Below are 19,730 nucleotides of genomic sequence, written 5' to 3'. Positions count from 1 at the left end.
TCGGGGCTGAAACCCATGGTAAAATGCCAACTGTCGTAGAGAAGGAATATTCCCACCACCGTCGCCACGCCCTGCCTTCACCGGCCGCAGGCCGGTCTGGACAGGAGCTGCTGCGCGGCACGCGCGGCGCCGATTGCCGCGCCGCACCGGGGCGGCCCCCTTCCCAAGGGATCGCGGCCCGAAGGGCGAAGCGCGCGAGCGATTCCGCGCGGCCCTGGCCGCGTGCGATCCCGGCGCTGCCGGAACGAAAGGGGCGGGAGACTTGGGTAAGCCTCCCGCCGCACCATGATTGACCGGGGTTGTTTTCGCCTTCCCCCCGGTCGACCTAACTCTATCACGCCTCTCGCGTGAGCCAAGCCAGTTGCTCGCCGATGCCCATGCCCTCCATCGGCACGCTCGCCCGCTGGGCGATGCTCGGCCAGAGGGGATCGCGGTAAGTCCGCCCTGCGAGGACGATCAGCGGAGCGCGGGCGTCCACAGCGCGGGCCAGCTCGTCCAACACACGGGCGCCCCATAGGCGGCGCGCGCCAGCCCCCATCGCGCCAAGGGTGACATCATACGGCTCGATGACGGCGCTGGGGGCGATCAGGCCATGCTTGGCCGAAAGGATCAGCCACGGGGCGCCGGTGCGCTCGACATGGGCGCGGGCCTTGCGGAACCAAGGGGAGGCGTAGAGGTCGCGCGCCTCAGCCGCGTGGTCCAGCTTCGCGGCGACGCAGGCGACCAGATAGACGGGGAGCGGGGCGGGCGCTGTCTCGAGAACGGTTTCCGGCTCAAGGGCGCTTTCCGGGTCCATGTCGCCGAGCCATGGCGACACGGCCCATTTCGTCATGTCGCTCATCCACTTGTTGCTGATCGGCTTGCGCTCGGTCGCGTGGCTGATGGTCGGGCCTCCGAATAGATCGGGCTGCTCGCCTATGACGTGAACGGGTGGGATATAGCGGGGTTCGCGAACGCAATGGCGGGCCATGGTGGTGCCTCCGTCATCGGGAATGAAGCGGGGGGCCTAAGCCCCCCGCCGTGGATCAAGCGGCTTCGTCGATCTGCTCGTGATCGTCGTCCTGATCCTCATCGTCCCCAAACTCGTCGCCCTCGTCGTCTTCCTGTTCCTCCTCCTCGACGGGCAGAGGGGGCACGTTGCCGCTCTCCATGAAGTCGGGAAGCCAGTTCACGGCCTCGGCAACATCATCGGGATGAAGGCCGAGCAACTTGGCGTCCTGATCGTCGCAATTCGCGATGCGGGCGCAGAAGGCGGCGGTTTCGTTCCCCTTCATGCCCTTGGCTCGATCCGCCAGCCCCCAAGTGTCGAGAAGGGCCAGACGGGCCTTGTTCGAGAAGGTGGAGAAAAACGCCTCATCCAGTTCGACGGCATCGCGCCAACGCCCGAAACCCGGCTCCGCCTCGATGCAATTGGCAAGCTCGCGGACCATGCGGGGGGTGCGGCCCTCGGCATAGACCGATGTGGTAGCCAAGAGCATGTGTCCGGCGATCATGGCCGTCACCTTGTTCTTCTCGCTCGCGGGCAACTGACGGAACAGAATGAAGCCTTCGATGGGATCGCGCGTCGAAACCCACGCGCTCGATGCCAAGCCCTCCTTGGTGGTCAGCCATGCGGCCCGTTCGGGGCGGCTCCCGACAAGATCGTGAATCTTGGTCGTACCGTCCTCGTCATGCGTCAGGTCGTTGATCCCCTGATGCTCGCCATGGAAATAGACCGTATTCCCATAACCCGGCGTCGGGGTGAGAATGGTGCGGGCTTGCGAGAACAGCATGAAGTCGAGCGCAAGCGACGAACCCGCGCAAGCCGACTGCATCAACTCGGCCCGGATCATGTCGCGCCGGATCAGCATCATCACCTGCATATTGTCCTTGGACAGCCCGAAGCGCGCCCGCTCGGCCTCTCCCGGTGTCGGCTCGGGCTTGGGTCCACGCTGCCCGGTCGCCCCCTTGGGCAATTCCGCGCCCTTGGCAGCTCGATCCGCGAACCAAAGCTCGACGTCGAAAGTGCCGTCATTCTCGATGGACGCCACGGCCACGACCGCGCCCTTGCTGGGCAGGATGACGGTGCGCTGCGCGTCCAGCTCCGCCATCTCGGCCGTCAGTTTCTCGAAAGCCTCCTCCTGACCGGGCAGCGGCTCGTCATCCTCACCGATCATCGCGGCAAGGCGCTTCTCCATCGACGCATAGGTTTTCGCGGTAGCCTTGGGCAACGCGCCCCGCTTCTGCTCCCGGATGCGAAGTTCATGGTCGGTCGAGAGATAGCCATATTGCTTGATCTGCGGCGGGGAAGCGGCCCACGAAAACTGCAGGTCGGCAAGGCCCCACTTCTCGCCGAGCATCCGGCCATTGCGGACGATGTTATGCTCGTACCGATCCTTGTCCTCCTCGACGCGCTGCTCTGCGAGGTCGCGAAGCACATCGGGATTCTGGACGATCCCCGCACCATCCTGCGAAAACAGGTCGGCCTCGAAATCCCCGCCCGCTGCGCGATAGGCATCGACGCCGACATAGCGCATGAGCTTCGTCAATTCGTGGTCGCCGGAGTTCATCGCCTTGCGAATGGCATTGGCGTTCTTCTCGTGAGGCCGGGTCGCCTGCTGCTCCAACTGGCGATAGACCGCGATCTGTAGCGAGCGATCCTCGGTCGCGGCATATGCCTGCGCCTCGGCGTCCCCGATCTCCCCGGCGCTGTAGAGGTCCATGATTTCCGGGTGAAGATTGGCGATCCGCATGATCCGCGCGGTTCGGGCCACATCATAGCCGAACATCGCCCCCAGCTCCTCTAGGGTTGCTTCGGGGCGCTCGGCCCGAATGGCGGCAAAACCCTTATAGACATCGGGTAGCGACATCGCCTCGCGCGCGCGGTTCTCGGCCATGCTGATTTCCGTGACCTTGCTCAAATCATCGACCTTCATGCACGGAAAGGTCATGCCCTTCCGGCTCGGATCGGCCTCGGCCAGCGCGGTGAGAAGACGGCGACGGCGATCCCCGGCCACCACCTCATACCCCCCGGCCTCGCGAGGGATAACCACCATCGGCTGAATGAGACCGACGGACAGCAGCGAAGCGGAAACCTCGGCATCGCTCGCGGCGCTGGATGGCTTCTTGCGGACATTGAGGTCGCTGCGATGAAGCTGATCGACCGTCAGATGCAGGATCGTGGGCTTGGAAGTCTTAACCATGGTGCTGTTCCTTTCTCTCAATGAAGCCGAAGGCGATGGCTCCATCGACTTCTGGCCCTCGCCGAGAGCGGGGGGTGAATGTGCAAACCGGGGCCGATCGGGGGGGAGGGGGATCGCCCGCCCTGCACAAGCCGCAGGCGCGGAAGGGTGGGGAGACCGCCCCGATCGCCAAGCGAGCGCGCGGCACGCGCGGGAGACGGTCCAGCCCTTGCACAGAGGGGGGCGGCGCCCCCTTCGATCCGCGCGCCGAGCGCGCGCCCGATCTATTCGACGGGGAGCGGAGAAGGGATCGGGACTATAAGCGCCGCAAGAGTCCGCCGCGCGGATCTTGCGCCATTAGCCGTGGAATGTGAGGGGCAGGGCCTTGCCCTGGGCGATCGTCACGGCAGCTTGATAGGCATCGAGCCGCCCCGCAAACTCGGCGCGCTCCTGCGGCGTCATATCGGCCGCGTTGGGGGCATCAATCAGGGCGTCGATCGCACCAGACAGCGCGGCACCTGGGCCGAGTTCCCCGGCGCAGTCCAGAATGAACAGCGCCCGAAGCATGAGGTCCAATGCCTCGCGCTGCGGGGCAGGCAGGACACGGCGCGCAACGATGGGTGGGACAGTCATGGCATATGGTCCCCATCAAAAAGAGGAGCATAGCGCAAGTTGGTCAGCCGATCAGTGAGGATCGTATCCATGCTGGATATTGAACGCGATAACCAGCAACGAATGAGGCCGGCGCTCCTCGGGGAGCGCCGGCCTTCGATTTTTTGCCGGAACCGCTGTCTATGCTCTGTCGCACCGTCACCCCGGCTTGCGGATTGCCAAAATGACGGTGTTGATGTTGGTTCCGGCGTGGGCGAACGATCCTTCGGGAAGGTCGTGCCACTTCTTCCAGCCCCAGGACGGCTTGCACTGATCGACGATCTTGTGGAGCGCGCGGTGCCGTGCATCCTCCCGAAACTCGGCGCGGGCGCTCATGACAGCGATCAGCACGCCCCCCGGCTTCAGGAAAGCGAAGGCATGGCGGACATGATCGCAATCACGCCCGCGATCAAAAGGCGGGTTCATGACGATGCGGTCATAGATCGGCCTCGGTTTGAGGCTGAGGAAATCTGCCTCGCGCACATCGCCGAAGCCGTGCAGGACGCGCAGCTCGTGCGCCATGCCCGGCTGTATCTCGATGCAGGCGACATTTCCGCCAGCCTCGCGCGCGGCCTTCGCCAGCATCCCGGTCCCGGCGCTGGGTTCCAGCACACCCATGCCCCGCCCGATCTCGGCGAGGCGGATAACCTGCGCCGCGACGGCATCGCTCGACATGAACGCGCCGAAATCCTTGGCGTGGGTCATGTGGAATTGCGGGGCATCGTCCGCCTCGGTGTTGTCGTAGGCATCGCCGATTGCTTCGCCATAATGCTCGGCGAGCAAGAGGTTCACCCGCTGCAAGAGGTCTTTGCGCTCGAACCACAGGTGCAGATTACCGTTCCCGAAGACGCGGACCCGGAAATAATCGCCCTCGATGACGAAGGGGGTCGCCTCGCGCGTATCGGTGATGCGGCGCGCGATGCTGGCGCTTTCAGGAACCGGCCCCAGCTCGTCCAGCTCGCGGAAAACCCGCTCGACATCGCGCAGAGTGTCCCGTCGATTATAGTCGGTCCAGTAGGACCGGCTGTCGCTCAAGGCGCGTTCAATGATGAGACGGCTGCCGATCTTGAAGCCATCATGCGAGCGAAAGCGCCGGTCCAGCGCCGAAAAGGTATTGGCGATGCCGCGCAGATAGAGGCCGCGCCGGTTCTCCCAAATATGGCCGAAGGTGTTGGCGCAATTCTCAGACGTGAAGGCGGGCGGCGTGTCGTTGATCCCCTTGTAGAACTCCTCTCGGGCCTGCCGGTCGAGAAGCTGGTCGAATCCCAGCGTTTCGAGAAGGTGCCGCCAGCATCGCCGATCCATGGCGACGGTGATTTTCGCGCGGAAATGGTCGCGTCCGCTGACGCTGCTGACCGCGCCAGTTTCCCGGTCGCGGGTGTTGTGCGGGGCGGCGCTATGGAACGCGCGCGTCAGGCCGCTATCGCTGTAGCGGTCATCCGCAGGAATGGGCAGGCTGATGCCCCCGGCGAAGCAAAGCCCATTGGCAGCATCGGTGAGAGCGTGGAAACTGTCGTAAGCCTCAAGCCATTTGGCAATCGCGGCGTCCCGGCCTGCGGTGATCTCGTCGATCTGGACGCGGTTCATCAATTCGTTGGTCATGCTTGATCCTTCGGGAACGGGGCGCGCAGGATCGGCCCGCGCGTGCTGGGTCAGTCGAAAATGGAAGCGCCGAAGCCGAAGCCTTCGGCCGCGTCCTCGATGGTGGTCACAAGGCCGTCGAAATCCTCTTCGGGGCCGAGCAGGTCCGCGATCTCGATCACGCGCGCGAGGTCCGCGCCGTGGTTGTCGGCGAGGTCGCGAAGATAGCCGTAGCGGTCGAACGCGCCGTCTTCCTCGTATCGTTCAAGGTCGATGGTCCGTTCGGCGTTAAGACGTAGGACGGTCGCGAGCGGAATGCCCTCGGGGCTGGTCAATGCCTGCGGCATGGGAGATTCCTTTCCTTTGGGAAAGGCGGGGCGGCGAGGGGGCCGCCCGCGCCGGTCTATCAGTATTCGTAGGCCCACATGATCGTCAGGACGCGGGCTGTGACTGCCGGGTCAGCCGGGTTCGCCGATCCCCACTCAAGAGAGGGGTCGTAATAGTCGATTTTGAAATAGCAGACGGCTTCCTGCCACTCGAACCGTCCGAAATCCCGCTCGGGGCTGTCAGGGCTGAAGGCGTCAAAATCGCGCACAGTCCGGAGCAGCTCGGCCCGCTTGCGCCATCCGCTCCACGTCGTCACGTCGCCGATGCCCCCGGCGATCCCCGCCGTCATGACGATGCGATCAAGGCCGGTCGGCTTCGTAATGTTAGCCCGCAACGTGTCGTTCAGCGCGGCGATGCGTTCGATATGCGCGGCGCGGTCGGGAGCGTTCTGCATGGTGTTTCCCTTTCTGGAATAGAGCCGAAGGCGATGGCTCACATCGACTTCTGGCCCTCGCCGAGAGCGGGGGGTGAATGGGCAAATGGGGCCGATCGGGGGGGAGGGGGATCGCCCGCCCTGCACAAGCCGCAGGCGCGGAAGGGTGGGGAGACCGCCCCGATCGCCAAGCGGAGCGCGTCACGCGCGGAGACGGTCCAGCCCTTGCACAGAGGGGGGCGGCGCCCCCTTCATCCTCAGCGCCGCCAAAGCGGTGCCGTCGGTATTGCGGCATTCTGCCGCGCAGCGTCACGGCCGCGGCCAACTTGGGGCCGCGCACATCAGCGCCGCGATCCGCGACGCGGATCTCGCTTCACCTCGTTCGTGCTTTCGAGAACCGCTGCACTCTCTGGGCAGGCGGGAATAGGGAGCCGGCAAGCCCGAAGGCTTGCCGTCCGTTTCAGGCGAGGATCGTCACCCGGATGGGACGAAACCGCTTGCGGGTTCGGTCGGAGCGCAGCGTAGATAGAGCCGTGCCGAAGGCCGCCCCCGCCCTTGCATCTTATTGCTGATCCTGATCCTGCTTGTCGGACTTTGCCAGGATCGAGAAGGTATCGGCGATCAATTCCGTCCGATATTGCAGATTGTCGGGCTCACCATGGCTGCTTTCGCGCACGCGGCCCGTCACATGCACCAGGTCTCCCTTCTCCGCATTTGCGGCCTGCTGGGCGACATTTGAGAAGCACACCACGCTATTCCAGAGCGTCTCGCTCTTCCACTCCTCACCATCCCGGCGATTGTAGGTCGCGCCGACGCTTACATACGTCACCTTGTCGCGCTCGCGCTTATTGCCCACATTCCCGATAACCCGAAATTCTGCGATGTTCCTCGGCATAGTCTTCTCCTCCTTCAACAAATGACACGAAGAAAACGGGAAATAATTGAGCTAATCCGCTCGCTGTTCATCATGACGGAAATGGTATTTCGCGATGTTTTCCGGCGTTGCGTAGGTCTGATACGCCTTCGTCCAATCCCGGCTAATTGCCTGTTGCGCGGTTTCGAGTGGCACCTGATGCGTGCAGACCAACCGCCAAAGCACATACGCCAGGACGTTCTTGTCCGCCGCGTTCGCCTGCCCGAGACGCGGTTGCAGCCACAAATCCTTCATGTCGAGCGGAGCGCCGCCGATGGAAATGGGGATCAGGTGGTCAAGCTCATAGTTAGCCATGCTTTCGCCAGGATGCTGCTGATCCATAAGGCGGCGCTTCATCGGCCCGGTGATCGAATAGGGAGGCCGCGCCGCTTTCGCATATCCGGGCCGGCAAATCGTGGCGTCGATATTGGCCTGATTGATGGCCGGATCGACGGCGCCGGTGACTTCGGGGGGCGGAAGGATGCTCGCGCGATTGAAGGGCAAGATCGGACTGCGGAGCGATTTTGAGAAGCCGGCGACGGCATCACAAAATTGCGTCGCTCCTGTCGCGGCGCAGCCGGTCGGATCGTTCGGCCGTGGGGCACGGTGATCGGCCGAAGGCCGGTGCCAAAGCATAACGGCCACGAGTATCGCGAAGCCGCCGAGAAGCGCCCGCGCTCTCAAGCGCGGGCAGCCAGCTTCGCCATCAAGGCGTCGTTCCAGTCGCAACGGGGGGGAGGGGGGACGATGACCACCGATCGGCCATTGCGGGTGAGGTTTTCCCGGCCGCGCTCGATCCCCTCGGCCGCGGCCTTTCCGTGCTGCGAGTAAATCACGATGCGACGCACATGGTCGGGAATGTAGATCTCGCGATAGCGTTCGACGCCGCACACGGCCGCGCAGCCGGAAAGGTCGTTGAGCACGATCGCGGATTCGGCGTCCTCATAGCCTTCGGCCAGGTTCATCGTATCATCGGGCGGGGCGCCGATCTGGACGACACTGCCGCGCGGGTCGGCGAGCGTGCGCTTGGGCTCCTCCAGGGCGCGGGCCTTCTGGCCATCGCGATCGATGAATATGCGCAGGAGCGCCCGAAATCTCCGGCCCTCGTGCATCGGTACGAGCAGCGCCGGCAGGAGCAATCTGCGGCCTCGCTCATAGGTCATGACGCTTGGCGAATATCGGGCGATCGTGGTGTGGCCGATGCCGCGCCCGTCCGCGTAGAGCTGGGCCGGGGTGCCGGCGATCGGCATGGCGCGGGTCCAAATATCCTCGGCGAGCGGAGTGAGGTCGCGCGCGGGGGCTTCCGGCGCCGAGCTGGGCGCGTCGATCGCCGGATTGATACGCTGGTCGCGCAGCGCCGAGATGATCTCGTCCTGGGTGCAGCCGGCGAAACAATGGAAAAGGACTGCCTTGCGGCCCGGCGTGACGGACAGCGAAGCCGTCTTGTCAGCGTGCGCGGGGCACCGGACCATGCCATGCTTGCGATGCCATGTGCCCTTCAGGTCCGCGACGATCTTACGCGCTGCTGTTTCCGGCGTGTGCGTCATGGTGTCCAAATAACAATATAGGACGAAAATGGACAGAGATTTTTCGCCGACGGGTGATGGGATGGCGATCCGCCGAGGCGCGTCCGAGCGCGAAATTGAGCGCCAGTATTTCCCTCTGGCCTATCAAACGCGCGATCTCGTCGCCTTCGATCCCGATTTCGACGATCGGGAGCCACGACGGTCGCCATTTGAGCGCAGGTCAAGCCGCTTGCTCCCGCTGGGGAGCATTCCGGCGCCGCAGGCGACGGTCCGACAGTTGATCCAGTCGGTGAGGTTGCGGTTTTGGCGATGCGGTTAGGCTAGGCGGGGCCCGTCAGGGCTAAACGTATCGGCCGTCCAGGCCGATTCCGCTTCTCCCTTCTTAGAATATATAGACTTCCTAAGAGGAGCAGTGTTTTTCTGACACTCACGGGCTGCGAGTTCGAGACGTTGACGCTGATCGAGCCGGAAGGCGGCATTGGCGAGGTCGGTGCGGGCCTTGGGATCTTCAGGCATCAGCCGACGCCGTTCGCCGCCCGACGTATTGGCGAGCATCGCCGCATGATCCTCCAGAACGGTTTCGCGGCGCACCTCCTCGTCGTCAGGGATGGGGACGTGAAGGCCGATCAGCTTCGCCAGCCATTGGGGAAGCGCGAAGCGATAAAGGTTGGAGGTCTGCTCGGAGCGCGCGCCGTTCGTGTCGTCACGCGAGTAGATGAAGCGCCTGATCCAGTCGACCAGGCCGATCGCCTTCAGGATGCCGAGCGAGCGATGCACGGTCGAACGCGAGAGGCCGGTCCACGACATGATCGCCTCATAATCGGGGGTCAGCCAGCCTTTTCGGCCCTGCTCACGCCGCAGCATGGCCGTGAGGACGCGCTGACACGACTGCGTGAATTGAACCAGGGCCTCCTCCCTCTCCGTAAGGGTACGCAGGCCAGCGCGGGCTTCGCTCGCCAGCTTGCGACCAAGGTTGAAGGTCAGCTCGCCGGCGACATAGAGCCGCTTGCGAAGATCGTTCCCGAGGCGCTGGGCGAAGTCGGCCTCCTCGGCGCTTTCGGTCCGGACGCTGTTCGCCCATATTTTGCGGCGCGTGATGTGGAGCCCGCCAGTCGGCCGCCCCCCCTTGGGGGTGCCGACGATCGCGCGGGTCGCGTTGAGGAGGACATTGCTGCTGGTGCTCTTGTGCTGCTCAAGCCCACATATCACGCGCAGGGGCAGAACCGGCACGCCGGACTGCCGCTGGGTAGCCTGCAAGTCCAGTGCGGTGCGAATGTCTTCGTAGGAAATCCCTTCGGCGCGCAGCTCGTCCACCACGGAGTCAGCCGGCACCGTCGATTGTCGCAGGGTAAAGTCCATCGTTCGTCCCCTCGTGCAAGGGGCCGTCAGCGAACAAAGCAGATGCGTGGCGCGAATCGCGCATCCCTTGAGCCTGCGCTCGAAATGCTCTAGGAGAGGGGCTGTCTGATGGCCCTTGGCATCGTTTGGCGACGATGCTCCTAGTTCATCGGGTGCCCGGCCTTCGTGCCGGGCATTCGTTTATGTGCTCACGGCCCACATACCCCTTGGATTGGCGGGGGCCGCCCTTCGGCCCCGCAATTTCATGACAATGAATGACAGCCCGCGCGGGAGCGCGGAAGCATCGGAAACTCGTGCTTTCGAGAACCGAAGGCACAAAAACTCGTGCTTTCGGAAACCGAAAGGCGCCCCCTTCGTGCTTTCGAGAACCGTTTGTTCGTGCTTTCGAGAACCATTCTGTGCGCGGCTATCGGGTTTGACCGAATCACTAGCCAGGCGCACCGCGATCAGCATGGGGGTGCGGTGGTCCTCGGGATGATCGTCACCTTGGCGGAGCCGGCGCGAGGGCCGCGCTTTCTCTTAACGTCCTCGTTGGTATTATCACCTAATACGATGCGATAATCGGGTATAGAGTCCTCTTCCGCTATGCCCTTCAAAGCATGGCGAAAATTCTTTACGGGATTTTGATACCCAATTTGCAGACGTAGGTCTTCGATATCGACGTCAATAGCGCCATTTGCGCACGAAGCGCGCGCGACTTCATAAAGACGGCGTTCAACAGGCCCGATCTGAAAGTAATTCGGCGAGTAATCGAGAACTTCCCGGTCACGCAAGATCGCGCGATAGAGCCAGTCGCAGAGCCGGACGCGGACCGCCTTGAGACGCCGATCGCCGGTGCGCGTCTTGGTATAGGTCAACCGCGCTTCGGAGAGCCAGGAGAAGAAACCCGCCTCGCCCTCGCCACCAGCCTCGATGTTGGTCTTGATCTGCGTGCCTTGCAGACGCTCAAGCGCGTCCGATAGGCGGGCGTAGGATCGGGCTGAGCTGTTGACCCCGGTTACGCGAAACAGGTCGTGCGCGGTAAAGTAGAAGTCCTGCGAGACTTTCTCGCCCGAGTCGAGCTTTGCTACAAGCAGACTCGCAATATAAAGCAGGACTTCCTTGTCGTAGATAGTCGCGACACCGCGCGGACCCGGCCCAATCTCGATGGAAACGGCGTCCGTCCTATAGGCCAGCGGCTTCATCCACGCCGTTTTAGTCAGCGCAAAGAATGGATAGGCCATCAATGATCGCTCGCCGCGGACCTCGGTGAGCAACGGGCTATCAAGGCTGAAAAGCTCGCCCTGAGTCGTAGGGAGCGTCGTCATGCCGGCGCCGCCTTTCTAATGGTCCCCGAAAGCACGAACGGGGAGGCGATCTTCGTGCTTTCGAGAACCATTCCGGCCGACTCTAACTGCACGCGCTCGGCCGCGATCGAGGCCGAGCGGCTCACCATCACTGCTCACCGCCTTGGATGAGTTCAAGCTGGACAGCAGGGTTGGAAAGGTCGCTGCCAATCTCGGCGAAAATCATTTCGAAGACAGGGCCATAAGGCATATTCCGAAAGCGGCGTTGAACCTGCTGCACATAGTCAGCCAGTTCGTTCGCGACGATCGGCGAAATGCGGCGCAGCGTCGCATCGCCATCGGCCGCACGCTGCACGAAGTCGTCGGGACTGACGGTCGCCATGCACTTGCGGATGATCCGGGCGACGACGGCATCGCGAGAGCGCAGCCGATACCGCTTCTTCAAGGTGTCGATCTCGTCGATCAGCCCCGAAGGCAGCGCCATGTTGAGATTCTGGTGCCCTGTCGCATAAAGCTCGCCCCGCTGTTGCCGGACAAGCTCCTTTACGGTCATTCTCCGAGTCTTGGTGCGCGGGCGTGCCATGAGTCCAATTAATGAGCGAATGACGATTCTGTCAAACGCTCCCGCACGCGATGCTGTAAATTAATTTTTCTCGCGCGACGAACCGTTCCCGATATAAGCTGTAGCATTGAGAACACGGCCAATCGGCCGTGATGTCGCACCGATAGAGACCTTTTGGATGCCGAAGTATCTCCAACTGGAGGAGGTTGGAACACCTGCTGCGCAGCTTTTCGGGAAGCGGCTGAAGGAACGCCGACTCTCGCTCGGCTATACGCAAGCGCAACTGTTCGAGCAGACCGGCATCACGGCTGCATATATTTCCTTCATCGAGCGCGGAAGAGCCAATCCTACCCTCGACATGATGGTCAAGCTGGCGGAAGCCGTAGGCGCTGAGGCATGGGATATGATCCGCCCATGTGACGAGGAAAGCGCCAAAAACCCTCCAAAATGAACATACTTATTGCGACGGAATATCATTGCACTGCGGTCGCGACATGAATTAGACACACATAGATCAATCGGCGCCACCTCACGAGACGCCACGGAAGAAGAGGTCGCGACCGAACCACAGGGGCCTATCGGGGGGGAACCGAGGGAGTTTGTGTGGCTAAAGGCGTCGTTTTGCGGTCCCGATTCGGGGATCGTGTGAAAGTGTTGCTTAATGAGACCGGGATTTCGACTGAAGAACTGGCCGAGCGTAGCGCAATCCCGGCCAAGCGTATCCAGAATATGCTAAACGGGTCTTTTATCCGCATCACGCTTCGGGACATGAGCATCATCGCCGCGGCCCTCAACACCCCCCTTTACAACCTTCTTGCCCCGACTGATGCGCCGCTCCCTGTCGTATCGTTCGAGGTAGTTGAAAAGCGTGGATCTCGCGACTCCTAGCTCCTGCGCCACGTCGGTCGCGGTCGCTCCCGGCTTGTCGAGCTTTGCCCTTATCTCGGGAAGTTTGTCGGGATCGAGAAGGCGTTTGCGACCCTGGGGCGCGGTGTCTGCCGGGTGGGTCTTGATACCATGGATATGCCTGTAATGGCCGTCCAGGGTATCAAGCAAAACGTGCATCTCGCTTGTCGCACCGGGTTCGATGACAAGCTTTTGTGACACGATCTCAACGCTGATGCCGGCACGCAACGTCTTAGCCAGCACGCGAATGAGCATGTTCGTTGAAAGCGCCAGGCATGATAGGTCGAAGACCTTGATCCGATCTCCAGAGGCGAGCTTGATGCCGTTGCGTGCGAGCAGTTCGCCGAGCTGGTTGAAACTCTTTTTCCCCGCCTCCACAACGATGTCATCAGGGCTTAGGACCGCCTTTTGATCTTCCAGGGTCGCCGAACCGGGTGTTTCCGCAAGGAAAGCGACGGTTGTTCTCAATCTTCTGCCCTTTGCGCGATACGCCTCACCGAAAGGGGCCGTCAGCCCAAAGGCTCCGGCTCCCCTAAAAGCCATGTTTTCTATGCTAGGCTTGCTGTCTCGGCAACATGGTGAACGAGGGGAGGGGAGATGAACACACCTTCGTAACGGCTCAAAATCCAATTCCCCGGATGCGATTGAGTGTTGCCATGATCGTCAGTATCGTCCACTATTTTTTATGGACTGTATCTGACGGAGCAGGCGTTCATGCTTCCAGCGGTGCTTACGGCAAAGGCGATTCAGCTCTGCGCAGCAGGGTTGGGCGCTGCCGTGACCACCCCGGCACCGCCCTACGCGATCATCGTTCACACGGGCGCCTCGCTGACCCGTCAGCCCGACAATGAGGCCGACGCAGAAGCGACAGTGCGTGATCTGCTTGCGCTCGGCGCGGACTTCGATGCCGGACCGCTTGCGATCAAGGGCCGGGACTTCGCGACATACGGCATCACTCCGGCATCCGTGTTCGACCCGTGCGCGCTGGCGCAGGTCGATGATGGTTCGCAACGGGCCTCCATCCCCACCACGGCTACGGTATCGGGGGTAACAGCGCTGCTACGGCGGGCGTTTGCCGCCCGCATCACCGACACAATCAGGCCCATGAACGCGACATACGGGGCGCGTTATAGCTGGCACAAATTCGGGCAAGCCGTGGATTTCGTCCCTGCTGCCGGCGTCAACTCGATCACGCGCGACCAAATCCGCGCCCTTATGGGGCAAAGCGGCATCCGGCTCATAGAGCTGCTTGGGCCGGGGGATCGGGGTCACTCCAATCATTGGCATATCGCGTTCGCGCGCCCTGGACAGGTCATCGACCGCATCCGGCCCGTCGAAGAGGACGAGGACTGGATCGTCAATGTCGCCAGTGCCGACGTTCGCCGTCCATCTGCAATCTCTGGAACCGATGCGCCCTCCGCGCCCGTGTCGGCCCTGCAACCCACCGAGAAAGCGCCGCCCCGATGGGACGTATTCGCGGCGGAAGAGTGGCGCGTATCTCATGGAGGTGGTTCATGATCGGGCGATTGTTGAACAAGCTGGGGGGCGCCTCGGGGGCGCTTTCCTTGTGCGGCGCTGGGATTGTGGCGGTCGCCGCGCCGCAACCGGCCTATGCGTCGGATTGGGGTTGCCAGGTGGTTCTCTGCCTCGCCACCCCCGGCTCCCCCACGAAATATGCGCAGTGCGTCCCGCCTATCACGAAGCTCTGGAATGTCCTCGCCATGGGCGGCTCGTTCCCGACATGCACGGGCGTCGGCATTCGCACCAAGAAGGTGAAGCACGGCTATAATCTGACGGTCACGCAGTCAGACGGTGCCGTGTCGAGCTACGCGCTCGACACGCGATACCAGACGGTGACACAGCAATGATCTACGCGGTCGCCGCCATTGCCACGCTGGCGCAGCAATGCGCGCCGGAAATCGCGACCGAAGCGGTTGTGCCGCTCGTCATGACGGAGAGTAGCGGCGACTCCCTCAAGATCAACGTCAACAAGGGGCCGCGCGTTCGTGCCGGCTCCGTCGCTGAAGGCGCAGCGATCGTCCGTCGCTATGTCGCTGCTGGCTACACCGTCGATGTCGGCTTGGCCCAGGTCAATTCGGCCAATTTCGCGCGCCTCGGGGTCTCGGTCGAAGAGGTGTTCGATCCTTGCACCAATCTGCGGCTCGCTTCCGCTGTGCTGCAAGAAGGCTATGGTCTGGCAACCCGGCATTACACGGGCCTCGATGCGATCTCCGCGACCTATTCGCTCTACAATACCGGAACGCTGACGCGGGGATTTCGCAACGGCTATGTCGGCCGCGTGTGGTCGGCCGCGGCCGCGCTGGGTTCCGTCCAGGCGCCGCCAGCTCTCCCCGTTCCTTCCACGCCCGCGAGCGACACGCCGGCCTCGAATAACGGGCCAGCGAACGATCGCGATAGCTGGGTGGTCGGCCAAATTGCTTCCAACGATATCGAGGTCTTCAAATGAGCGAGACCAATTCCATCGCGCCCAGCACGCGCGCCGATACGCGGCTCGTGGTCAGCAGCTTTTCTCCCAGCGCCGACTATCGCGACCAAGAGCAAGTCGCGATCTATGCTGGGAAGGATGCGACTTTGATTGCCACCACGGGCAACAGCCGCGATCCGCTCGCCGAAGATCGCGCCCGGAAGCTGGTGGCGGACCCGGATTTCAAGCGTCTGGTGGAATCGAGGGCGCCGGAAGCCAAAGAGGCTCTGGGCGTCGGCACGCATATAGACGGACAGGGCGGCGTTCGCCTGCCCGAGCAAATGTCAGCGCTGAGCCGGCCCGGTTCGGAAGGCGCTCCCGATGTGGTGATTGCCGAACATGGGGCCGATCACGGCAAAGACCTTGCCGAAAGCCTCGCCCAAAGCGCGTCCATCCAATCGGCGCTTGCGCAGGCCGCTCCCGAACGGTCCACGTTCGAGATCCCGCCCGATATGGCGAAGCGGTACTCCATGCGGGTTGTCGAATCCCCCGATGGTGGCAATCGACGCCTCGGCGTGTTCTTTGCCGGGGATCGGTTGAACCCGTCGCTCGAAATCATCGATGACCGGATCATCGCCCGCGACGAAGATCCCGAAACGATAGCTGCGCTGGTCAGACTCGCGCAGCATAATGGCTGGGAAACGATTGACGTTCATGGGACGCCCGAGTTTACCAAGGCGGTATGGGAGGCCGGCTCCCGCGCCGGTTTGACGGTCAAAGGTTACGAGCCGTCGTTCGCCGAAGCCGAGCGGATGGCGGGCCTGCGGAGCCGGGAAGAGGAGCGCAGGCAGGAAGCGGCGACGCGTGGAGCGCCGGCCAACGCCGCCCAAACCGCCGAGCGGGCCGTGCAGGCCATGGAAACGGTCGCGAGCGCCGCATCGGAAAGCGATGGCGCCGTCGGCTCCCCGGAAGTCGATGCGAGCGCCCAGCGCAGACCTTCTCCGGCCGCAGCTCGCGAAGCCGGCGAGAGGGCCGCGCTCGACGAGCGGGCGATCGTCGAGCGCGTGTTCGAGCGGGGAATCCGGGAGCTGGAGACGAGCGGCGATCCGCGTGCGCGCGCGGTCCGCGAGACGGCATCGGCGCTGGTCGATCAGATCTATGGGGCTCAGGAGGAGCGGGCGGTCGCGCGTTCGACACGCGATCAGGATCGCCAGCCCCAGCCCGAGCGGGACGCCCAGGTCGTTCGCGAGGAGCGCCAGCGATCAGAAGAGGCCAAGCGGCATCGCGATAGCGAGGAACTGGCTGACTTATTTCTCCACGGTGCTGCCGACACGATCGCGGCCGAACCGCGCCTTGCCAACGCGCTCCAGGCGCAGGCGGCCATGGAACAGCATATCGCCGAGGTCTTCAAAGGGGATGCGATGCAGGTTGCGTCGGAGACCCGTGACAGTCGGCAGATGATCTCGGACGTGCTTCGGCGCGGCCTTGATGTGTCGGTCCGCGAACCGGCTCCCGTTCGGCGAATAGAGCCGGTCCAGTCCTCCCCAACATTGGAGAGGTAATTCCAGCCATGGAGTACCGTATGAAATTCACATCGAAGTTGGGCCGGATGATGTCCGATCGCCGCGCCCGCCAACTCGTCGGCTTCGCCGGCGCCCTGGCCCTCATCTCGATCGCGCAGCCGGCCCTTGCGGACGGCACCGCCATCGAGAGCGGCCTTACGACCATCAAGACATGGATGACCACGATCGCGTCCGTGGTCGGCATCATCGCCGTGATGGCCGTCGGCTATGCAAAGCTGACCGGCCGCATGGATTGGGGGCGGGCCGTCACCGTGCTGATCGGGATCGGCATCATCTTCTCGGCCGCGACCATCGTGGGCTGGATGGGCGGATCGGGCAGCTAACATGGACAAGCTGGCCGAGGATAAGGTCTTTCTCGCCCTGACCAGGCCATCGGTGTTCATGGGATTGCCGCTGGAGGCGATCCTGCCGATCATCATGGTCTGCATGGTTTTTTGGGGGATCATGCACAATCCCTTCTTCCCCCTGGCCATGTTCGGAGCGCTCTACTTCCCGGCCCGCATGATAGTCCACTACGACTACAATGCGTTTCGGCTGTGGGGCCTTTGGTTTCAGACCGTATTTCTCTCCAAAAACCGCAAATTCTGGGGGGGCGGGAGCTACTCTCCCGTCCGCCTGTCCCAAGGCGTGAAGCGGAAGCAATTCGGCAATGGCTAAATTCACCCTGAAGCACAAACAGGTCGCCCTTCGCGAAGCGGATGACATCAAATTCATCCCCTACACGCGGCATGTCGATGACACGATCGTCGCGCTGGAAGACGGCTCACTCATGCGGATGTATCGCGTCGACGGGCGGCCGTTCGAGACGAGCGACATCGCCGATCTCAACACATGGCATAACAAGCTCAACATCGCGTGGCGCTCGATCGGTGACGATCGGGTTGCCCTCTGGACGCACCTCGTCCGCACGGCGACGGACCCTATCCTTGAAGGCGAGTTCCATTCCGATTTCGCCCGCACGCTACAGGAGCGTTACGCGGAGCGGCTGAAGGAAAAGGTTCTCTACCACAACGAGTTTTACGTCACGATCATCGTGCGGCCCTCGAACATGGCCGGCGACCAGGTGACACGCCTTTTCGCCAAGCGCCAACCCGGTGCGGAGATTGACGATCGCGCTCTCGCGATCATGGCAGACAAATGCCGCGATTTTGAATCGCTGCTGGCGGACACAAGCCCGACGCCGCTCTCGCTCTACGAGCATAACGGCAACCTTTTCTCGCAACCCATGGAGGTGCTGCACTTCATCCTGACCGGCGACCGCATCCGCGTGCCGCTGTTGAACGGGCGGCTCGGGCAGGCCCTCTATACGTCGCGGGTGATCTTCGGGCGCGAGGCCGCTGAAATTCGGCTCCCCGACAAGTCGCACTGGCTCGGTATGTTCGGCGTCCGCGAATATGTCGCCACGACGCGGACGGGGCAGTTCAATAGCCTGCTGACGCTCGATTTCCCGTTCGTGCTGACGCAGAGCTTCGCGCCGCTGGTAAAGTCCGTGGCGAGCGAGCGCTTCACGAAAAAATACAAGCAAATGGTGTCGTCCGACGATGCCGGCGTCAGTCAGGCCATGGAGCTGCTGGATGGCGTCGATGATCTGATGGCGAACCGCTTCGTCCTGGGCGAGCATCATTTGTCGATCGCGGTGATGGACGATGACAAGCGGCGCCTGCTCGATCGACTCTCCATTGCGCGTTCCGCCGCGGCCGATACCGGCATGGTGATGGCCCGCGAGGACGTGGCGCTGGAAGCGGCGTTTTGGGCGCAGCTTCCCGGCAATTTCAAAATGCGGGCGCGGCCTGCGGTCATCAACAGCCGCAATTTCGCAGCCCTCAGCCCGTTCTACACCTTCCCTGCGGGTCGCAAGTCGGGGAACCATTGGGGCGAGGCGGTGACGCTTCTCAAGACGCGCGCCGGCTCGTCCTTCTGGTTTAATTTCCACCGGCAGGACATCGGCCACACGCTTATCATCGGCCCCACCGGCGCAGGCAAGACGGTGCTGCAAAACTTCCTGCAAGCACAGCTTGAAAAGACAGGGGCCAAGCAGGTCTTTTTCGACAAGGACCGGGGCGCGGAGATCTTCGTGCGTGCCTGTGGCGGCACCTATCTGGCCTTGAGGAACGGCGAACCGACGGGTTTTGCCCCGTTGAAGGGTCTCTCGCCGACACACGAAAACATGGCGTTTCTCCGCCAGTTCATCCGCGTGCTGGTGCGGCGCGAAGGGCGGCCGCTCACGGTCGGCGAAGAGAAGCTGATCGACGATGGCCTTGATGCGGTGATGAAGCTCCCTGCCGAGAAGCGATCATTCCACGATCTGCGTGAGTTGCTAAGCTACTCGGACGCGGAGGGCATCGGTGCGCGGCTCGAACGCTGGTGTTCGGGCGGCCCATTGGGCTGGGCGTTCGATGGCCCGGTCGATGAAGTGTCGCTGGCGGCCCGCTTCGTCGGTTTTGACATGACGGACTTCCTCGAAAACCCGGAAATCCGCACGCCGATGATGCTCTACCTTTTCCATCGGGTCGACGAGCTGCTGGACGGCCAGCGTGTCGTGGTGGACATCGACGAGTTCTGGAAGGCATTACAGGACGACGCTTTCCGGGCCTTCGCACAGGACGGTCTCAAGACCTTCCGCAAGCGCAATGCGTTCATGGTCTTCGGCACCCAATCCCCGGCTGACGCCCTGCGCTCGCCGATTGCGCATTCGATCATCGAACAGACCGCGACGAAGATCCTCCTGCCCAATTCCGATGCCAAGAAATCCGACTATTGCGACGGTTTGGGCCTAACGGAAGCGGAATACCGCCTGATCCGCGAGGATCTGACACCGGAGAGCCGCTGCTTCCTCGTCAAGCAGGGCCACACGTCCATCGTTGCGAAGCTCGATCTCGGCGGAATGGGCGATGAATTATCCGTGCTTTCTGGCCGCGCCGAAACTCTGGCGGTCATGGAAGATGCCATTGCCCGAGCGGGCAACGATCCTGCGGCGTGGCTGCCGCTCTTCTACGCACATGAAAGGAGAAGCTGAT

The 19,730-nt window shown here is 62.8% G+C and carries 21 protein-coding genes and 1 pseudogene; 9 read left to right on the top strand and 13 right to left on the bottom strand.

The window, feature by feature from the left end:
• Positions 1-334: 334 nt before the first annotated feature.
• From ASF14_RS09990 to ASF14_RS09930, 12 genes are all read right to left on the bottom strand, one after another.
• Positions 335-970 (bottom strand): DUF6884 domain-containing protein, encoded by a 636-nt coding sequence (locus ASF14_RS09990; RefSeq protein WP_017980880.1) that lies wholly within the window; start codon positions 968-970, stop codon positions 335-337.
• Between the two features lie 55 nt (positions 971-1,025).
• A complete protein-coding gene (locus ASF14_RS09985) occupies positions 1,026-3,182 on the bottom strand; it encodes a ParB/RepB/Spo0J family partition protein (protein ID WP_017980879.1) in 2,157 nt (718 codons plus the stop codon).
• Between the two features lie 336 nt (positions 3,183-3,518).
• On the bottom strand, positions 3,519-3,794 hold the full coding sequence (locus ASF14_RS09980; RefSeq protein WP_017980878.1) for a hypothetical protein: 276 nt from the start codon (positions 3,792-3,794) through the stop codon (positions 3,519-3,521).
• A gap of 177 nt (positions 3,795-3,971) precedes the next feature.
• Complete coding sequence (locus tag ASF14_RS09975; RefSeq protein WP_017980877.1) at positions 3,972-5,414, bottom strand: DUF4942 domain-containing protein; 1,443 nt, start codon at positions 5,412-5,414, stop codon at positions 3,972-3,974.
• Positions 5,415-5,464: 50 nt separating this feature from the next.
• Positions 5,465-5,740, bottom strand: coding sequence for a hypothetical protein (locus tag ASF14_RS09970; protein WP_017980876.1), 276 nt, complete (start codon positions 5,738-5,740; stop codon positions 5,465-5,467).
• 59 nt (positions 5,741-5,799) lie between these two features.
• Positions 5,800-6,174 carry a DUF3768 domain-containing protein gene (locus tag ASF14_RS09965; RefSeq protein WP_017980875.1) on the bottom strand — a complete coding sequence of 125 codons (375 nt, stop codon included), beginning with the start codon at positions 6,172-6,174 and terminating at the stop codon, positions 5,800-5,802.
• Between the two features lie 541 nt (positions 6,175-6,715).
• Positions 6,716-7,048 carry a single-stranded DNA-binding protein gene (locus tag ASF14_RS09960; RefSeq protein WP_020486683.1) on the bottom strand — a complete coding sequence of 111 codons (333 nt, stop codon included), beginning with the start codon at positions 7,046-7,048 and terminating at the stop codon, positions 6,716-6,718.
• A 51-nt stretch (positions 7,049-7,099) separates the two neighbouring features.
• Positions 7,100-7,702 carry a hypothetical protein gene (locus ASF14_RS09955; protein ID WP_021233334.1) on the bottom strand — a complete coding sequence of 201 codons (603 nt, stop codon included), beginning with the start codon at positions 7,700-7,702 and terminating at the stop codon, positions 7,100-7,102.
• A gap of 44 nt (positions 7,703-7,746) precedes the next feature.
• A complete protein-coding gene (locus ASF14_RS09950) occupies positions 7,747-8,613 on the bottom strand; it encodes a DUF7146 domain-containing protein (RefSeq protein ID WP_017980872.1) in 867 nt (288 codons plus the stop codon).
• Between the two features lie 294 nt (positions 8,614-8,907).
• A complete protein-coding gene (locus ASF14_RS09940; protein ID WP_017980870.1) occupies positions 8,908-9,951 on the bottom strand; it encodes a hypothetical protein in 1,044 nt (347 codons plus the stop codon).
• Between the two features lie 446 nt (positions 9,952-10,397).
• Positions 10,398-11,258, bottom strand: a complete 861-nt coding sequence (locus tag ASF14_RS09935; protein WP_017980869.1) for a replication initiator protein A — start codon at positions 11,256-11,258, stop codon at positions 10,398-10,400.
• Positions 11,259-11,385: 127 nt separating this feature from the next.
• The gene (locus ASF14_RS09930; RefSeq protein WP_020486682.1) at positions 11,386-11,790 is read right to left on the bottom strand and encodes a hypothetical protein; all 405 of its coding nucleotides are present in this window, start codon (positions 11,788-11,790) and stop codon (positions 11,386-11,388) included.
• A gap of 187 nt (positions 11,791-11,977) precedes the next feature.
• Here ASF14_RS09930 and ASF14_RS09925 point away from each other — a divergent pair, with 187 nt between their 5' ends.
• Both ASF14_RS09925 and ASF14_RS22535 read left to right on the top strand, forming a co-directional pair.
• A complete protein-coding gene (locus ASF14_RS09925; protein WP_017980866.1) occupies positions 11,978-12,250 on the top strand; it encodes a helix-turn-helix domain-containing protein in 273 nt (90 codons plus the stop codon).
• A gap of 152 nt (positions 12,251-12,402) precedes the next feature.
• Positions 12,403-12,543 (top strand): annotated as a pseudogene (locus ASF14_RS22535) (hypothetical protein); the annotation flags it as partial.
• Here the strand turns inward: ASF14_RS22535 and ASF14_RS22240 are convergent.
• A complete protein-coding gene (locus ASF14_RS22240; RefSeq protein WP_026151881.1) occupies positions 12,532-13,173 on the bottom strand; it encodes a helix-turn-helix domain-containing protein in 642 nt (213 codons plus the stop codon). The pseudogene ASF14_RS22535 and the gene ASF14_RS22240 overlap by 12 nt on opposite strands.
• Before the next feature lie 309 nt (positions 13,174-13,482).
• Here ASF14_RS22240 and ASF14_RS09915 point away from each other — a divergent pair, with 309 nt between their 5' ends.
• From ASF14_RS09915 to ASF14_RS09885, 7 genes are read left to right on the top strand one after another with little or no spacing between them, the layout of a single operon-like run.
• A complete protein-coding gene (locus ASF14_RS09915) occupies positions 13,483-14,223 on the top strand; it encodes a muramidase (RefSeq protein WP_236697011.1) in 741 nt (246 codons plus the stop codon).
• Positions 14,220-14,573 carry a hypothetical protein gene (locus ASF14_RS09910; RefSeq protein ID WP_017980864.1) on the top strand — a complete coding sequence of 118 codons (354 nt, stop codon included), beginning with the start codon at positions 14,220-14,222 and terminating at the stop codon, positions 14,571-14,573. Before ASF14_RS09915 ends, ASF14_RS09910 begins: the two co-directional genes overlap by 4 nt.
• Positions 14,570-15,172: a lytic transglycosylase domain-containing protein gene (locus ASF14_RS09905; RefSeq protein WP_017980863.1), complete on the top strand. Its 603-nt coding sequence runs from the start codon at positions 14,570-14,572 to the stop codon at positions 15,170-15,172. The genes ASF14_RS09910 and ASF14_RS09905 overlap by 4 nt, the downstream gene beginning before the upstream one ends.
• Positions 15,169-16,692, top strand: a complete 1,524-nt coding sequence (locus tag ASF14_RS09900; protein WP_017980862.1) for an LPD7 domain-containing protein — start codon at positions 15,169-15,171, stop codon at positions 16,690-16,692. Before ASF14_RS09905 ends, ASF14_RS09900 begins: the two co-directional genes overlap by 4 nt.
• Positions 16,693-16,712: 20 nt before the next feature.
• Positions 16,713-17,036, top strand: coding sequence for a TrbC/VirB2 family protein (locus ASF14_RS09895; RefSeq protein WP_017980861.1), 324 nt, complete (start codon positions 16,713-16,715; stop codon positions 17,034-17,036).
• A gap of 1 nt (position 17,037) precedes the next feature.
• The gene (locus tag ASF14_RS09890; RefSeq protein ID WP_017980860.1) at positions 17,038-17,370 is read left to right on the top strand and encodes a type IV secretion system protein VirB3; all 333 of its coding nucleotides are present in this window, start codon (positions 17,038-17,040) and stop codon (positions 17,368-17,370) included.
• A complete protein-coding gene (locus ASF14_RS09885) occupies positions 17,363-19,729 on the top strand; it encodes a VirB4 family type IV secretion/conjugal transfer ATPase (RefSeq protein ID WP_017980859.1) in 2,367 nt (788 codons plus the stop codon). Before ASF14_RS09890 ends, ASF14_RS09885 begins: the two co-directional genes overlap by 8 nt.
• Position 19,730 lies beyond the last annotated feature (1 nt).

This window comes from Sphingomonas sp. Leaf257, from assembly GCF_001422185.1.
GTDB classification, from domain to species: Bacteria; Pseudomonadota; Alphaproteobacteria; order Sphingomonadales; family Sphingomonadaceae; genus Sphingomonas; species Sphingomonas yabuuchiae.
Note: the sequence above shows the minus strand (reverse complement) of the source record. Positions and strands in the feature narration are given on the sequence as shown.

Bases quoted from the DNA above. Each gene is read 5' to 3' on its own strand.
- ASF14_RS09990 (WP_017980880.1), bottom strand. From the start codon at position 970: ATGGCCCGCCATTGCGTTCGCGAACCCCGCTATATCCCACCCGTTCAC.
- ASF14_RS09985 (WP_017980879.1), bottom strand. From the start codon at position 3,182: ATGGTTAAGACTTCCAAGCCCACGATCCTGCATCTGACGGTCGATCAG.
- ASF14_RS09980 (WP_017980878.1), bottom strand. From the start codon at position 3,794: ATGACTGTCCCACCCATCGTTGCGCGCCGTGTCCTGCCTGCCCCGCAG.
- ASF14_RS09975 (WP_017980877.1), bottom strand. From the start codon at position 5,414: ATGACCAACGAATTGATGAACCGCGTCCAGATCGACGAGATCACCGCA.
- ASF14_RS09970 (WP_017980876.1), bottom strand. From the start codon at position 5,740: ATGCCGCAGGCATTGACCAGCCCCGAGGGCATTCCGCTCGCGACCGTC.
- ASF14_RS09965 (WP_017980875.1), bottom strand. From the start codon at position 6,174: ATGCAGAACGCTCCCGACCGCGCCGCGCATATCGAACGCATCGCCGCG.
- ASF14_RS09960 (WP_020486683.1), bottom strand. From the start codon at position 7,048: ATGCCGAGGAACATCGCAGAATTTCGGGTTATCGGGAATGTGGGCAAT.
- ASF14_RS09955 (WP_021233334.1), bottom strand. From the start codon at position 7,702: ATGCTTTGGCACCGGCCTTCGGCCGATCACCGTGCCCCACGGCCGAAC.
- ASF14_RS09950 (WP_017980872.1), bottom strand. From the start codon at position 8,613: ATGACGCACACGCCGGAAACAGCAGCGCGTAAGATCGTCGCGGACCTG.
- ASF14_RS09940 (WP_017980870.1), bottom strand. From the start codon at position 9,951: ATGGACTTTACCCTGCGACAATCGACGGTGCCGGCTGACTCCGTGGTG.
- ASF14_RS09935 (WP_017980869.1), bottom strand. From the start codon at position 11,258: ATGACGACGCTCCCTACGACTCAGGGCGAGCTTTTCAGCCTTGATAGC.
- ASF14_RS09930 (WP_020486682.1), bottom strand. From the start codon at position 11,790: ATGACCGTAAAGGAGCTTGTCCGGCAACAGCGGGGCGAGCTTTATGCG.
- ASF14_RS09925 (WP_017980866.1), top strand. From the start codon at position 11,978: ATGCCGAAGTATCTCCAACTGGAGGAGGTTGGAACACCTGCTGCGCAG.
- ASF14_RS09910 (WP_017980864.1), top strand. From the start codon at position 14,220: ATGATCGGGCGATTGTTGAACAAGCTGGGGGGCGCCTCGGGGGCGCTT.
- ASF14_RS09905 (WP_017980863.1), top strand. From the start codon at position 14,570: ATGATCTACGCGGTCGCCGCCATTGCCACGCTGGCGCAGCAATGCGCG.
- ASF14_RS09900 (WP_017980862.1), top strand. From the start codon at position 15,169: ATGAGCGAGACCAATTCCATCGCGCCCAGCACGCGCGCCGATACGCGG.
- ASF14_RS09895 (WP_017980861.1), top strand. From the start codon at position 16,713: ATGAAATTCACATCGAAGTTGGGCCGGATGATGTCCGATCGCCGCGCC.
- ASF14_RS09890 (WP_017980860.1), top strand. From the start codon at position 17,038: ATGGACAAGCTGGCCGAGGATAAGGTCTTTCTCGCCCTGACCAGGCCA.
- ASF14_RS09885 (WP_017980859.1), top strand. From the start codon at position 17,363: ATGGCTAAATTCACCCTGAAGCACAAACAGGTCGCCCTTCGCGAAGCG.